This is a genomic window from Pseudoxanthomonas sp. LjRoot143 (assembly GCF_964252945.1).
Taxonomy (GTDB): Bacteria; Pseudomonadota; Gammaproteobacteria; order Xanthomonadales; family Xanthomonadaceae; genus Pseudoxanthomonas_A.
On the sequence record NZ_CAXUPM020000001.1, the window covers coordinates 797,628 to 811,107 of the forward strand.

Sequence of the window (13,480 nt, forward strand, 5' to 3'; positions counted from 1 at the left end):
GTGGGCGTGTCCTTAGCCGAACCGGCCGGTGATGTAGTCTTCGGTCTGCTGCTTGCCGGGGTTGGAGAAGATGGTCGACGTGGCGTCGTGCTCCACCAGCTCGCCCAGGTACATGAAGGCGGTGTAGTCGGACACGCGCGCCGCCTGCTGCATGTTGTGGGTGACGATGGCGATCGTGTACTGGTGCTTCAGTTCCTCGATCAGCTGTTCGATCTTGCTGGTCGAGATGGGGTCCAGTGCCGAGGTCGGCTCGTCCAGCAGGATCACGTCAGGACGCAGCGCCACCGCGCGCGCGATGCACAGGCGCTGCTGCTGGCCGCCGGACAGACCCAGCGCGCTCTGCTTCAGCTTGTCCTTGGCTTCGTCCCACAACGCCGCCTGGCGCAGCGCCTGCTCGACGCGCACGTCCATGTCGGCCTTGTTCAAGCGCTCGTGGTGGCGGATGCCGTAGGCGACGTTCTCGAAGATCGTCATCGGGAACGGCACCGGCTTCTGGAACACCATGCCGACCTTGCTGCGAAGGCGGTTCATCGGGTACTTGGCGTCGAGGATGTTCTCGCCGTCCAGCAGCACGTCGCCCTTGGCATGCAGCTTCGGGTACAGCGAATAGATGCGGTTGAACACGCGCAGCAAGGTGGACTTGCCGCAACCGGAGGGGCCGATCAGCGCGGTGACGCGCTTTTCCGGGATCTCCAGGTTGATGTTCTTCAGTGCGTGGAAATCACCGTAGTAGAAGTCCAGGCCCTTGGCCGCCAGCTTCACGCTGGCGGGCGCGGCGAGGTCGTCGTGGCGCTGCGGCGTCACCACGGCAATGCGGGCGGCGTCATTCATGGGTCACCTTGTTTCGAAGAAGGATGGTTCGCGCAATCAGGCTGAGGACCAGCACCATGCCGGTGACGAGGAAGGCACCGGCCCAGGCCAGCGAGTTCCACGAGTCGTAGGGGCTCATCGCGTACTGGAAGATCACCATGGGCAGGTTCGCCATGGACTGGTTGAGATCCGTGCTCCAGAACTGGTTGTTGAAGGCGGTGAACAGCAGCGGCGCGGTTTCGCCGCTGATGCGCGCCAGCGCCAGCAGGATGCCGGTGACGATGCCCGGCAGCGCCGAGCGCATCAGCACCTGGGTGGTCACCTTCCACTGCGGCACGCCCAGCGACAGCGCGGCCTCGCGCATCTGCTGCGGCACCAGCCGCAGCATCTCGTCGGTGGTGCGCACGATCACCGGCAGGGCGATGAACGCCAGCGCGACCGCGCCGGCCCACGCCGAGTAGTGGCCCATCTGCGCCACCATCACGGTGTAGATGAAGAGGCCCAGCACGATGGAAGGCGCCGACAGCAGGATGTCGTTGACGAAGCGGACGGTCTCGCCCAGCCAGTGCTTGTTGGCGTACTCGGCCAGGTAGGTGCCGGCGGCGATGCCGATCGGCGTGCCCAGCAGGATCGCCAGCAGGCTGATCACCACGCTGCCGAACAGGGCGTTGGCCAGGCCGCCGGGTTCGTTCGGCGGCGGCGTCATCTGGGTGAACAGGTCCAGGTTCAGGCTGCCCATGCCCTTGGTGATCGTGGTCCAGAGGATCCAGACCAGCCACATGAGGCCGAACGCGGCGGCGGCGATGGACAGCGTGAGCGCGGCGACATTCTTGACCTTGCGCCAGGTGTAGAGCGACGTGGACATCAGGTGCCCTCCCGCTTGGCGAGCTGGCGCAGCATCAGGCGGGCGATCGCCAGCACGATGAAGGTCAGCACGAACAGGGTGAAGCCGAGCAGCAGCAGAGAACCCTTGTGCAGCGGGTCGGTGGCTTCGGCGAATTCGTTGGCCACGGTCGCGGCGATCGAGGTGCCGGGCTCCAGCAGCGCCAGGCTGATCGCGTAGGCGTTGCCGATGACGAAGGTCACCGCCATCGTTTCGCCGAGCGCGCGGCCCAGGCCGAGGAACACGCCGCCGATCACCGCCGAGCGGGTGTACGGCAGCACGATGTCCCAGACCACTTCCCACTTGGTCGAGCCCAGCGCATAAGCCGATTCCTTCAGGCGGCCGGGCACGGTCAGGAAGACCTCGCGCATCACCGACGAGATGAAGGGGATCACCATGATCGCCAGCACCAGGCCGGCGGTCATCATGCCGATGCCCAGCGGCGGGCCCGACAGCAGCATGCCGACCAGCGGCAGCTGGCCGAGGTTGTCGTTGATCCAGGGGTAGACGTGTTCGCTCAGCTGCGGCGCCAGCACGAACAGGCCCCACATGCCGTAGATGATCGAGGGGATGCCGGCCAGCAGTTCGATGGCCATGCCGACCGGGCCGCGCATCCAGGCCGGTGCGACTTCGGTCAGGAACACCGCGATGCCGAAGCTCACCGGCACCGCGATCAGCATCGCGATCCCGGCGCTGACCAGCGTGCCGAAGATCGGCACCAGCGCACCGAACTCGCGCGTGCCGACGTTCCAGTCGGTGCTGGTGAAGAAGCCGAGGCCGAAGGTCTGCAGGGCTTCGCGGCCGCCCCACAGCATCGAGGCGGCGGCGGCAATCAGGGAGAACAGGACGAACAGGCCGGCGCCGGTCAGGGTCAACCGGAACAGTCTGTCGGCACGTGCGTCTTTCGCAGTGCGCACGTCCGTCAGGGAAGCGGGGAGGGCGGTGGCGTTCATGCAACCCGGGAAGTGGGGGAGGGGCGGTTGTCGCGTGAAGAGCTAGTGCACGGTGGTGCGGTTACCGCGTGATGACAGCGGGCCGCCCTGGTGGGCGGCCCGTTGCATGACAGGGATCAGAGCTTGATTTCGGCGGTCCAGTACTGCTCGATCTGGCCGACGAGTTCCGGCGGCAGCGGCACGTAGTCCAGCTCGTTCGCCTGCGCCTGGCCCTGCGCGTAGGCCCACTTGAAGAACTCCAGCGTGTGCTTGGCCTTCGTGGCGTCCTTCGGCTGCTTGTAGACCAGGATGAAGTTCGTGGCGGTGATCGGCCACGCCTGCTCGCCCGGTGCGTTGGTGATGACCAGATTGAAGTCCTTCGCGTTCGCCCAGTCGGCGCTGGCCGCAGCGGCGGCGAAGCTTTCCGGCGTGGGCTTCACGAACTGGCCGGCCGCATTCTGCAGCGAGGCGTACGACATGTTGTTCTGCTCGGCATAGGCCAGTTCGACGTAGCCGATCGAGCCCTTCAGCTGGCGCACGTAGGCGGCGACGCCTTCGTTGCCCTTGCCGCCGACGCCGCCCGGCCAGTTGACCGACGTGCCTTCGCCGACCTTGGACTTCCACTCCGTGCTGACCTTGGACAGGTAGTTGACGAAGTTGAAGGTGGTGCCCGAACCATCGGAGCGGTGCACGGTGTTGATCTTGCCGGTGGGCAGGGTGACGCCCGGGTTCAACGCGACGATCGCCGGGTCGTTCCAGGTGGTGATCTTGTGCAGGAAGATGTCCGCCAGCACGGTGCCGTTGAGCTTCAACTGGCCCGGCTGCAGGCCTTCGACGTTGATCACCGGCACCACGCCGCCGATGACCGACGGGAACTGCGCCAGACCGGCCTGCGCCAGTTCCTCGGACGAGAGGGGTTTGTCGGACGAACCGAAGTCGACGGTGGCGGCCTTGATCTGGGCGATGCCACCGCCGGAACCGATGGACTGGTAATTGATCTTGGCGCCGGTGGCCTTGTTGTAGTCGGTGGACCAGCGGGCCATCAGCGGATAGATGAAGGACGCGCCGGCGCCGGTCAGCTCGGCGGAGATCTTCTGGGCGCCCGCGGCGGTCGGGGCGGCCGTGTCACCGCCCGTCGTGGCGGCGGGGGCGTCGGTCTTGCCGCCGCAGGCAGCGGCGAAGAAGGCGGTGGCCAGGGCCAGCGTGGCCAGGCGGGCGGTACGGACGTGCATGGAGTCTCCGGACGGGTCGTTTGTGATCCACGCTATGAAATGATGTTTTTGTTACAGCGTGATGACATCGCCATCTCGCGCTGTCATGCGACGACGGGCGGGGCGGCGCCCAACAAAAAAGGCGGGCCCGAAGGCCCGCCCGGTGATGTGGCGCGGGAGGAACGCCCCATCGGGCCGGCACGGGGGAGAGATCCGTGCCGACGGGAGCGATCAGTACTTCAGGTTGGCCTTCCAGTAGGTCTCGATCTGCTGGACCAGCGCCGGCGGCAGCGGCACGTAGTCGAGCGACTTGGCCTGGGCGTCGCCGTTGGCATAGACCCAGCGGAAGAAGTCGCGAGCGTCCTTGTTGCCCTTCTTCGGCGCCTTGTACATCAGGATGAAGTTGGTGGCGGTGATCGGCCAGGACTGCGCGCCCGGGGCGTTGGTCATCACCAGGTAGAAGTCCTTCGACTTGCCCCACTCGGCGCTGGCGGCCGCGGCGGCGAAGCTCTCTTCGCTCGGCTGCACGAACTGGCCGGCGGCGTTCTTCAGGCTGGCGTACGACATCTTGTTCTGCAGCGCGTAGGACAGTTCGACATAGCCGATGCCGCCCTTGATCTGCTTCACGTACGCGGCGACGCCTTCGTTGCCCTTGCCGCCCACGCCGGTCGGCCACTGCACGGTGGTGCCTTCACCGACCTTGCTCTTCCACTCCGGGCTGACCTTGGACAGGTAGTTGACGAAGTTGAAGGTGGTGCCCGAGCCGTCCGAGCGACGGACGACGGTGATGCGCTGCGCCGGCAGGGTGACGCCCGGGTTCAGGGCGGCGATGGCCGGGTCGTTCCAGGTCTTGATCGTGCCCAGGAAGATGTTGGCCAGGGTCGGGCCGTCCAGCTTCAGCTGGCCCGGCTTCAGGCCGGCCACGTTCAGCACCGGCACCACGCCGCCGATCACCGACGGGAACTGCGCCAGGCCGTACTTGGCCAGTTCTTCCGGCTTCAGCGGGGCGTCGGACGAACCGAAGTCCACCGTGCCCGCCTTGATCTGCGCGATACCGCCGCCCGAACCGATCGACTGGTAGTTGACGCGGTTGTTGGTGGACTTGGCGTAGTCGGCGGACCACTTGGTCATCACCGGGTACACGAACGACGCACCGGCGCCGGTCACGTCGGCGGCGAACGCCTGCGCCGAGAAGGCCGAGGCGAGCGCGAGCAGCGCGACGCGGGATTTGATCGAGTTGAGCACGGAAATCTCCTGGGAGAAGGCAGGGTGGAAGGACGGGGCATGCCCGTTGGGTGGCCATTCCACGACGTTTGTGTGACAGCCCGGTGTCGGCATTGCGACAGTCGCGTGACGCCGGGCGGATCCGCGCCCGCCTGCGCTGTGTGGCGATAGAGGCGGGCATGTCGGGTGTCGTACGCGGGACGATGCGATCGGATGTCTCGCGACGCATACATATAGGAGAGGTCATCCGTGGATCGCGGGTGCTCGCGGTGCTTGCGCGTGCGTTGTCACATCACGGTCACGAAACTCACATGTGACTGCAAGATTTCACTCCCATCCTTTAGCGCATCTTTGACGGGCGCTTAATGATTTCCGAAGGTCATCTCGGAAGCGAAGCAGGGCGCCCACGAAGCCTGCGCTCTTACTTCTACTTCCACTCGGAGAGTCACCATGCGTTATTCCCTCCTGGCCGCCGCGCTCGCCGTCGCCATGGGCAGCACCAGCTTCTCGGCGTCCGCCGCCGACTCCCGCGATCAGACGATCGCCGAACTGAAGGCGCAGCTGGAAGCGCTGTCGGCCAAGGTGGCCGAACTGGAAGACCGCACCGACGCACAGTCCGACGTCAACCTCGACACGGCCGCGGCGCTGGACAAGATCACCACGGGCTCGCCGAAGATCGACACCAAGGGCGGCATCAAGGTCACCTCGGCCGACGGCAAGTTCGAAGCCACCGTCGGCGGCCGCATCCACTTCGACACCTACGCGTTCGACCGCGACATCGCCAGCACCACCGGCACCACCGAGTTCCGCCGCGCGCGCCTGACCCTCGCCGGCAAGGCCTACGGCTGGGAATACAAGATGGAACAGGACTTCGGCGCCGGCACCAACCTCGACGGCCTGCGCGATGCCTACATCGCCAAGTCCGCGCTGGGCGGCAAGTTCACCATCGGTCACTTCAAGCCGTACCGCGCGATGGAAGAGCTGACCAGCTCCAACGAACTGCTGACCATGGAGCGTCCGTTCGTCTCCGCCACCGGCCTGTTCTCCAGCCGCCAGTTCCAGCAGGGCGTGGGCTACCAGCGCGCCGGCGAGAACTACACCGCCGGCCTGAGCGTGTTCAACCTGCGCGGCGCGGCTGCGGCCCGCAACGAAGGTATGGGCTACGCCGGTCGCGTGACGTGGGCGCCGATCAACACCGACAACAGCACGCTGCACGTCGGTGGCTGGTACAGCTACGAGAACGCCAACAACGGATCGGCCGATCTGGTCGCCACGTCCAACTACGCCGGCCGTCGTGGTCCGTCGCAGACCATCGCCACCACCACCGGCGCCAGCCGCAACGAAGTCAGCGTCTACGCGCTGGAAGCCGCCGGCTCGTTCGGTCCGGCCTTCTTCCAGGCCGAGTACGCCGATGCCACCTTCGGCCAGCCGCTCGGCCGCGACCAGGACGTGACCAGCTACTACGTGCAGGGCAGCTTCATGCTCAACGGCGGGCACAAGGGTTACAAGGCCGCCACCGGCGTGTTCGCGTCGCCGAAGGTCGTCGACAAGGGTCTGTGGGAGTTGACCGCACGCTATGACTACGTCGAGAACGAGACGCTGAACCGCGAAGTCACCAGCTGGATCCTCGGCATGAACTACTACGTCAATCCGAACCTGCGCTTCATGTTCAACTACACGCAGGGCGACAACGAAGTCACCGGCGACGAGACCGCCCAGTACGCGCTGCGCACGCAGTTCGCCTGGTAACCACGGGACGCGGCAGCTTGCCGCCACCGTGCGAACGCAAGGCCCGGGATCGCATCCCGGGCCTTGTCGTTTCCGGACTCCGGATCCGGACGACCATGACCATTGGCAGGGGTCCGTCGCGCTCCACGCGGAGACACTGGGGGACGGCCCGGGCACCTGTCCCTGTGGCCGAGGGATGGGGATCCTTCCAGAACCAGGGGGCGTGGTGAAGCATTTGGCGTGTGTTGCAGCGGTGGCGTTGTGGGCGGGGATGTCGATGGCGGGGCCGGTACGGGCCGCCGAGCCGGTCGACCTGGACATGGTGGCGAAGATCCGTAGCGAGGCGCTCCATCGCTCGCAGGCCGCCGCGAACCTGAAGGAGCTGACCGAGACCATCGGGCCGCGGCTGACCAACTCGCCCAACTACACGCAGGCCAGCGCCTGGGCGCGCGGCAAGCTGTCCGGCTGGGGCTTGTCCAACGTCCACGACGAGGTCTACGACCCGGCATTCGGCCGCGGCTGGGCGTTCCGCGCGTCGCGCGTGGAAATGCTGTCGCCGCGCCAGTTGCCGGTGCATGCGCTGCCGAAGGCATGGACGCGCGGGACCGACGGTCCGGTCGAAGGCGAGGTGGTGCTGGCATCGTTCAAGACGCTGGAGGACATCGAGAAGCAGCGCGGCAAGCTGCGCGGACGCATCGTGCTGGTCGACGAGGCGCGCGCCTACAAACCGTCCGAGAAGACCGATTTCCGCCGCTACACCGCCGCCGAGCTGGGCGAGCTGCAGACCTTCCCGACGCCGGAAGATGCTGCGCCCGACGCGCAACAGAAGCGCCTGGACGAGTACCGCAAGCGGACCGCACTGAGCAAGGCGCTGAACACCTTCCTCGCCGAGGAGGGCGTGCTGGCCACGCTGTCGATCAGCTCCTGGGACAACGGCATCATCCGCGCGACCGGCGGTGGCGCGCGCAAGGCCGGCGAACCCGTCGGCGTGACCGAACTGGTCCTGCCGGCCGAGCATTACAACCCGCTGGTGCGTGCGGTGCAGGGCAAGCAGCCGGTGCGCCTGCGCATCGATGTGGATTCCGCGTTCACCAGCGAACAGGATCTGCCCGCCACCAACACCTTCGCCGAGATCCCTGGCAGTGGGAAGGCGGATGAAGTGGTGATCATCGGCGCGCACCTGGATTCCTGGCATACCGGTACCGGTGCCAGCGACAACGGCGCCGGCGTGGTCGTGATGATGGAGGCCATGCGCATCCTCAAGACGATCGGCGCGAAACCGCGGCGCACGATCCGCCTGGCGTTGTGGGGTGGCGAAGAGCAGGGCCTGCATGGATCCGCGGGCTACGTCGCGAAGCACATGGCCGATTATCCGGAACCGACCGATCCGGAACAGAAGGCACTGCCGCGCGCTTACCAGCGCGGGACCGGTCCGCTGCAACGCCGGCGCGGCTACGACCGCTTCTCGACCTACTTCAACTTCGACAACGGCACCGGCCGCATCCGCGGCATCTATGCGCAGGAGAACCATGCAGCCGTGCCGATCTTCAAGGCGTGGCTGGAGCCGTTCAACGACCTCGGCGCGAGCATCGTCACCACCCGCAACACCGGCAGCACCGACCACATCTCGTTCGACCGCGTCGGCCTGCCGGGCTTCCAGTTCGTGCAGGATCCGGCGGACTACTTCACCCACGTGCACCACACCCACCTGGACACCTACGACCACGTGGTGCCGGAAGACCTGAAGCAGGCCGCGGCGATCATCGCCTCGTTCGCGTACCACGCGGCGATGCGCGAAGAGCGGCTGCCGCGCAAACCCTTCATCGAGCGGGACGCGCAGTAAGCGTTGACGCAACAGGCGGCGGCGTCAGGCCGCCGTCTTTTCCTTGAACCGGCAGAGATCGTGGGTCACGCACTGCGGACAGTCCGGCTTGCGCGCCGGCCCGCAACAGCATGTGTGCGCCTTTCGCAACGAGGCCGCGCCGGCGGCAGATGGTCCTGCCGCATCAAGCGGCGGTTTTTTCCTTGAATCGGCAAAGAGCGCGGATCACACATTGCGGGCAATCCGGTCTACGGGCCTTGCAGACGTAACGGCCGTGCAGGATGAGCCGGCCCGCAACAGCCCATCGGCGCCCTCTGAAACGAGGCCGCGCCCGCGGCAGACGATGCCACCGCATCAGGCGGCCGTTTTTTCCTTGAACCGGCAAAGGTCGCGGATCACGCATTGCGGGCAATCCGGTTTACGGGCCTTGCACACGTAGCGGCCATGCAGGATCAGCCAGTGATGCACATCCAGCATGAACTCCGCCGGCACCACCTTCAGCAGCCGGTCCTCCACCGCGCGCACATCCTTGCCGGGCGCCAGGCCGGTGCGGTTGGAAACGCGGAAGATATGCGTGTCCACCGCAATGGTCGGTTCGCCGAACGCGGTGTTCATCACCACGTTCGCGGTCTTCCGGCCGACACCGGGCAGCGCTTCCAGCGCTTCGCGCGAACGCGGTACGTCGCCGCCGTGTTCGTCGATCAGGATCCGGCAGGTGGCGATGACGTTCTTCGCTTTCGCGTTGAACAGGCCGATGGTCGAGATGTACTTCTTCAGCCCATCCTCGCCCAACGCGAGGATCGCGGCAGGCGTGTTGGCCACGGGGAACAGCCGCCGTGTCGCCTTGTTGACGCCCACGTCGGTCGCCTGCGCCGACAGCGTCACCGCGACCAGCAGTTCGAACGGCGTGCGGTACTCCAGTTCGGTGGTCGGCTTGGGATTGAGTTCGCGCAGGCGCGAGAACAGCTCGACGACCTCGGTGCGACTCAGCGTCGCACTGCGCCTGGGGGCTGGCGTCATGGTTTCATCCTCTCGGCCGCCTTCGCCTTGGCGCGCGCAAGGATCGCGGCGGCACCGGTCGGCAGGGCAGGGCGAGCAGGCTGGACACTGTCCGTCAGCTCGGTGGCCTTCAGCCGGCGCGCGTCCCGTTCCTCTGCGCGCCGCGCCAGCCTGGCCTCGCGCTGACGGTAGCGTTCCCGTGCGTCCCATGCCGTGCGCAGGCGCTGCTGCACCTGCATCACTTCAGCAATGCGGTCGTCTGCGGAGCCGCAGGCCTGGAAGGTCATCAGTCCTGCCTTGATCGCGGCATCGACGTCACTGGTTACAAGCAGGGCATGCAGTGCACGCGCCTGGTCGCAACGAGGGCAGGACGGAATGGTCACGCGTATCGCCGCGCTTCAGTGGCCGGTGAAGGCAGGCTTGCGGCGCTCGACGAAGGCGCGCGTGCCTTCGCGCATATCGTCCGTGGCGAACATCAGGCCGAACTGCGCGCTCTCGTACTGGAGGCCTTCCTCGATGCCGCACTCACCGCCGATATTGACCACGTCGAGCGTCGCACGCAGCGCGAGTGGCGCCGAGGCGGCGAGCTGGGTGGCGATCTTCAGGGTTTCGGCCTCCAGCTCCGCCGCGGGTACCACGCGGGTGACGATGCCCAGCTGCAGTGCGCGCTCGGCCGTAATCGGCGTGCCGAGCAGGCACAACTCCAGCGTGGCGGACCGCCCGGCCAGGCGCAGCAGGCGCTGGCTGCCGCCGAACCCCGGGATCAGGCCCAGGTTGATTTCCGGTTGGCCGACCTTGGCGCTGTCCGCGGCGATGCGCAGGTGGCAGCCCATCGCCAGTTCCAGTCCGCCGCCCAGGGCGAAGCCGTTGACCATCGCGATCACGGGCTTGGGCAGCGTCTCGATGGTGCGCATCAGCTTCTGGCCGCGCAACGAAAAATCCCGGCCCTCGGTCGGGCGCAGGTCCGCCATCTCGGCGATGTCGGCGCCGGCGACGAAGGCTTTGGGGCCGGCACCCGTGAGCACCACGACCCGCACGGCGGCATCGGCCGCCGCCTCGTCGAACGCCGTTTGCAGGGCGTCCAGGGTGTCGGCATTGAGGGCATTCAGTTTGTCGGGACGGTTGACGGTGATGCGGCGGATGCCGGCGTCGTCGGCGACAAGGACAAGGCGTTCGGACATGGGTTTTCCGGGGATTTTTGTAAATTTTGAGTGAAATCGGAACTCTGCCGACAAGGCCCGGTCAGAGCCGCCTGTCGTCAGTGGCGGTTAAGCGCCCCGGCGGCTATCCTAGCGCGTCCATTCCAGACGGTATGCCGCCGTCGCCCTATCTTCGGAGAGTGTGTTGATGAAGTTGCGTTCGATTGCGGTCGCTGTTGCGGCATTCGCCATGGCCGGTAGCGCCCTGGCCCAGGACGTCTCGTCCGAGAAAGGCAAGCTGAGCTACTACTTCGGTTACGACTACGGCAACAACCTTGCCGAACTGACCGCACGTGGTGAGCAGCTGGACATCAATTCCGTGGTGAAGGGCCTGCAGGACGCCTACGCCAAGAAGCAGCCGGCCCTGACGGCCGACCAGCTGAAGCCGGCACTGGAAGCCTTCCAGAAGCGCGAGCAGTCCCGCGCCCAGCAGGCCAAGGCCGAATACGACAAGGTCGCCGGCGAGAACAAGACCAAGAGCGACCAGTTCATCGCCCAGTACAAGGGCCAGGCGGGCGTGAAGACGCTGGCCAGTGGCGTGCCCTACAAGGTGATGGAGAACGGTACCGGTGCGAAGCCGACGCAGGCCAGCACGGTCGAGCTGCTGGTGTCCGGTCCGTATCCGTTCGGCCAGCGTCCGGCGGAAGCCCGTCCGCCGCAGCCGATGAAGGACCTGAAGATCAGCGCCGTCGAGATGCCGGCGATGCGAGAGGCGCTGCTGCAGATGCCGGCCGGTGCCAAGTGGGAAGTGGCGCTGCCGCCGGACAAGGCCTATGGCGCCGACCCGCGCACCGGCTTCCCGCCGAACGTGGCCGTCGTGTTCGAGATCAAGCTGGTCAGCGTCAAGTAATTCCAGCAGTCGTTACATCCCCTGCGCCGGCCTTGTGCCGGCGCAGTGCTTTTCAGCGCCGGGTGGCGTTTCCGCGCTACCCTCCGCAGGTGCCAGAAGAAATGAATACCGCATTCCGCGCCGTGCTCAGTCCGTGCATCGGCGTCTGCACGCTGGACGACGACGGGCTGTGCGAAGGCTGCCTCCGCACCACTTCCGAAATCGCGCGCTGGTCGCAGATGAACGATGACGAACGCCTGCGTCTGATGGAGCATGTGCTGCCTGCGCGCGAACACGCGCGCGCGCCGTTCGCGCTCGAGCCGCGCTTGCGCGAGGGCGGGCACCTGCGTCGCGCCCTGCATCCGCTGGGCGACGTGCCGAGCGCGGCAGGCTGGAACCATGACGAGCTGATCGACCTGCTGCCACCGGGCCCGCTGGCCGAGGCAGCGGTGCTGGCGGGACTCGTCCCGCGCGGGAACGGCACGCAGGTGCTGCTGACACGCCGTACCGATGGCCTGCGCCATCACGGGGGACAGGTGAGCTTTCCCGGTGGCCGCGTAGAGCCCTCCGATGCCGACGCGGTCGCAGCGGCACTGCGCGAGAGCTACGAGGAGATCGCCTTGCCGGCGTCGCAGGTCGAGCCGCTCGGCTTCCTGGACCCCTTCACCACCATCAGCGGGTTTCGCGTGGTGCCGGTCGTTGCGCTGATCGATCCCGCATTCGTGCCCGTGCCCGAGCCGAACGAAGTCGCCGACGTGTTCGAGGTTCCGCTCGATTACCTGCTGTCGCCCGACAACCTGCGCCGCGTCGAGGTCGACTATCGCGGGCGGCGGCGTGTGGTGCTCGAATACGCATGGCCCGGGCAGCGCATCTGGGGCGCAACCGCCGCCATCCTGTTCAACCTGCGGCAACGGCTGGAGCAACTTGCATGAACTGGACGACCCTTGTCGATGCTGCTGCGTTGTCCAACGCCCTCGACGATCCGGAATTGCGGCTGGTCGATGCCCGTTTCGTCATGCTCAACGCGGCGCCGGAAGCCGGTCGCCATGCCTACGCGGAATCGCATCTGACGGGTGCCGTTTACGCCGACCTCAATCTTGACCTGTCGGATCTGTCGAAGGTCGGTGCCGGCCGGCATCCGTTGCCTGACGAAGGGGCGTTCACCCGCAAGCTGGGTGAGTGGGGCATCGGGCCGTCGCATCAGGTGGTGGTCTACGACGCGGGCGACGGCAGCATGGCGGCGGCTCGTCTGTGGTGGCTGCTGAAGCTGCTCGGTCATGTCCGCGTGGCGGTACTCGACGGCGGCCTGGCGGCGTGGCGCGCAGCGGGAGGCGAGGAAACTTCCGAGGTTGCCGCGCGTTCGCCCATTGCGGCGTATCCATCGCACTTCGACGCCGGCCAACTCGTCGATGCGCCGGACATCCTCGCGCGGCTGGACGCGGACAGCGGCTGGCTCATCGATGCGCGGGCCGCCGAACGCTTCCGTGGCGATGTCGAACCCATCGATCCGGTCACCGGGCATGTTCCCGGCGCACTCAACCGTCCGTTCGCGCAGAACCTGCGGGACGGTCGCTTCAAGTCGGCTGACGAGCTGCGCACGGAGCTGGCGGCGCTGCTGGGGAACCGGTCCCCCGCGAACACCGTGCTGATGTGCGGCTCAGGCGTGACCGCCTGCCATCTGCTGCTCGCCTTCGAACATGCGGGCCTGCAGGGTGCGCGCATCTATCCGGGCTCCTGGAGCGGCTGGATCTCTGATCCGGCGCATCCGGTGGCGCGCGGCGACTGATCCGGCGGGCCGTCATGGCCCTGTCATCCGTACACGTCACGCTCCCGCGCTTCATCA

13 protein-coding genes and 1 pseudogene are annotated in these 13,480 nt (G+C 66.7%); 5 read left to right on the forward strand and 9 right to left on the reverse strand.

All coding sequences use genetic code 11. The annotated features are described in order from the left end of the window. Nucleotides 1-12: 12 nt before the first annotated feature. From pstB to pstS (ACSQ1W_RS03785), 5 genes are all read right to left on the reverse strand, one after another. The gene (pstB, locus tag ACSQ1W_RS03765; RefSeq protein WP_213605259.1) at nt 13-831 is read right to left on the reverse strand and encodes a phosphate ABC transporter ATP-binding protein PstB; all 819 of its coding nucleotides are present in this window, start codon (nt 829-831) and stop codon (nt 13-15) included. Further along, complete coding sequence (gene pstA, locus ACSQ1W_RS03770) at nt 824-1,675, reverse strand: phosphate ABC transporter permease PstA (protein ID WP_192269497.1); 852 nt, start codon at nt 1,673-1,675, stop codon at nt 824-826. The genes pstB and pstA overlap by 8 nt, the downstream gene beginning before the upstream one ends. Further along, a complete protein-coding gene (pstC, locus tag ACSQ1W_RS03775; RefSeq protein WP_436041713.1) occupies nt 1,675-2,646 on the reverse strand; it encodes a phosphate ABC transporter permease subunit PstC in 972 nt (323 codons plus the stop codon). Before pstC ends, pstA begins: the two co-directional genes overlap by 1 nt. Nucleotides 2,647-2,762: 116 nt before the next feature. After that, nucleotides 2,763-3,857, reverse strand: coding sequence for a phosphate ABC transporter substrate-binding protein PstS (gene pstS, locus ACSQ1W_RS03780; protein ID WP_436041714.1), 1,095 nt, complete (start codon nt 3,855-3,857; stop codon nt 2,763-2,765). A gap of 210 nt (nt 3,858-4,067) precedes the next feature. Further along, a complete protein-coding gene (gene pstS / locus ACSQ1W_RS03785; protein WP_436046089.1) occupies nt 4,068-5,069 on the reverse strand; it encodes a phosphate ABC transporter substrate-binding protein PstS in 1,002 nt (333 codons plus the stop codon). A 441-nt stretch (nt 5,070-5,510) separates the two neighbouring features. Here pstS (ACSQ1W_RS03785) and ACSQ1W_RS03790 point away from each other — a divergent pair, with 441 nt between their 5' ends. Together ACSQ1W_RS03790 and ACSQ1W_RS03795 are read left to right on the forward strand one after the other, a co-directional pair. Continuing rightward, on the forward strand, nt 5,511-6,809 hold the full coding sequence (locus ACSQ1W_RS03790) for an OprO/OprP family phosphate-selective porin (protein ID WP_192269484.1): 1,299 nt from the start codon (nt 5,511-5,513) through the stop codon (nt 6,807-6,809). Nucleotides 6,810-7,059: 250 nt separating this feature from the next. After that, nucleotides 7,060-8,631 carry a M28 family metallopeptidase gene (locus ACSQ1W_RS03795; RefSeq protein ID WP_436046091.1) on the forward strand — a complete coding sequence of 524 codons (1,572 nt, stop codon included), beginning with the start codon at nt 7,060-7,062 and terminating at the stop codon, nt 8,629-8,631. A gap of 163 nt (nt 8,632-8,794) precedes the next feature. Here the strand turns inward: ACSQ1W_RS03795 and ACSQ1W_RS03800 are convergent. The 4 genes and pseudogenes from ACSQ1W_RS03800 to ACSQ1W_RS03815 form a co-directional block, all read right to left on the reverse strand. Further along, nucleotides 8,795-8,896, reverse strand: a pseudogene (locus ACSQ1W_RS03800) (endonuclease III); the annotation flags it as partial. 68 nt (nt 8,897-8,964) lie between these two features. Beyond that, complete coding sequence (nth, locus tag ACSQ1W_RS03805) at nt 8,965-9,630, reverse strand: endonuclease III (RefSeq protein WP_436041715.1); 666 nt, start codon at nt 9,628-9,630, stop codon at nt 8,965-8,967. Further along, the gene (locus ACSQ1W_RS03810) at nt 9,627-9,986 is read right to left on the reverse strand and encodes a hypothetical protein (protein ID WP_436046092.1); all 360 of its coding nucleotides are present in this window, start codon (nt 9,984-9,986) and stop codon (nt 9,627-9,629) included. Before ACSQ1W_RS03810 ends, nth begins: the two co-directional genes overlap by 4 nt. A gap of 21 nt (nt 9,987-10,007) precedes the next feature. After that, on the reverse strand, nt 10,008-10,790 hold the full coding sequence (locus tag ACSQ1W_RS03815) for an enoyl-CoA hydratase/isomerase family protein (RefSeq protein ID WP_192269474.1): 783 nt from the start codon (nt 10,788-10,790) through the stop codon (nt 10,008-10,010). Between the two features lie 166 nt (nt 10,791-10,956). Here ACSQ1W_RS03815 and ACSQ1W_RS03820 point away from each other — a divergent pair, with 166 nt between their 5' ends. The 3 genes from ACSQ1W_RS03820 to ACSQ1W_RS03830 all read left to right on the forward strand — a co-directional run bounded on the left by ACSQ1W_RS03820 (nt 10,957) and on the right by ACSQ1W_RS03830 (nt 13,423). Next, nucleotides 10,957-11,658 carry an FKBP-type peptidyl-prolyl cis-trans isomerase N-terminal domain-containing protein gene (locus ACSQ1W_RS03820; RefSeq protein ID WP_213605251.1) on the forward strand — a complete coding sequence of 234 codons (702 nt, stop codon included), beginning with the start codon at nt 10,957-10,959 and terminating at the stop codon, nt 11,656-11,658. Nucleotides 11,659-11,759: 101 nt separating this feature from the next. Then, nucleotides 11,760-12,569 (forward strand): CoA pyrophosphatase, encoded by an 810-nt coding sequence (locus ACSQ1W_RS03825; RefSeq protein WP_436041716.1) that lies wholly within the window; start codon nt 11,760-11,762, stop codon nt 12,567-12,569. Beyond that, on the forward strand, nt 12,566-13,423 hold the full coding sequence (locus tag ACSQ1W_RS03830; RefSeq protein WP_436041717.1) for a sulfurtransferase: 858 nt from the start codon (nt 12,566-12,568) through the stop codon (nt 13,421-13,423). Before ACSQ1W_RS03825 ends, ACSQ1W_RS03830 begins: the two co-directional genes overlap by 4 nt. Nucleotides 13,424-13,480: the final 57 nt, after the last annotated feature.

What these genes read in the sequence shown, in the direction of transcription:
- pstB (WP_213605259.1), bottom strand. Translation starts at nt 831, where the DNA reads ATGAATGACGCCGCCCGCATTGCCGTGGTGACGCCGCAGCGCCACGAC.
- pstA (WP_192269497.1), bottom strand. Translation starts at nt 1,675, where the DNA reads ATGTCCACGTCGCTCTACACCTGGCGCAAGGTCAAGAATGTCGCCGCG.
- pstC (WP_436041713.1), bottom strand. Translation starts at nt 2,646, where the DNA reads ATGAACGCCACCGCCCTCCCCGCTTCCCTGACGGACGTGCGCACTGCG.
- pstS (WP_436041714.1), bottom strand. Translation starts at nt 3,857, where the DNA reads ATGCACGTCCGTACCGCCCGCCTGGCCACGCTGGCCCTGGCCACCGCC.
- ACSQ1W_RS03790 (WP_192269484.1), top strand. Translation starts at nt 5,511, where the DNA reads ATGCGTTATTCCCTCCTGGCCGCCGCGCTCGCCGTCGCCATGGGCAGC.
- ACSQ1W_RS03795 (WP_436046091.1), top strand. Translation starts at nt 7,060, where the DNA reads ATGTCGATGGCGGGGCCGGTACGGGCCGCCGAGCCGGTCGACCTGGAC.
- nth (WP_436041715.1), bottom strand. Translation starts at nt 9,630, where the DNA reads ATGACGCCAGCCCCCAGGCGCAGTGCGACGCTGAGTCGCACCGAGGTC.
- ACSQ1W_RS03815 (WP_192269474.1), bottom strand. Translation starts at nt 10,790, where the DNA reads ATGTCCGAACGCCTTGTCCTTGTCGCCGACGACGCCGGCATCCGCCGC.
- ACSQ1W_RS03820 (WP_213605251.1), top strand. Translation starts at nt 10,957, where the DNA reads ATGAAGTTGCGTTCGATTGCGGTCGCTGTTGCGGCATTCGCCATGGCC.
- ACSQ1W_RS03825 (WP_436041716.1), top strand. Translation starts at nt 11,760, where the DNA reads ATGAATACCGCATTCCGCGCCGTGCTCAGTCCGTGCATCGGCGTCTGC.
- ACSQ1W_RS03830 (WP_436041717.1), top strand. Translation starts at nt 12,566, where the DNA reads ATGAACTGGACGACCCTTGTCGATGCTGCTGCGTTGTCCAACGCCCTC.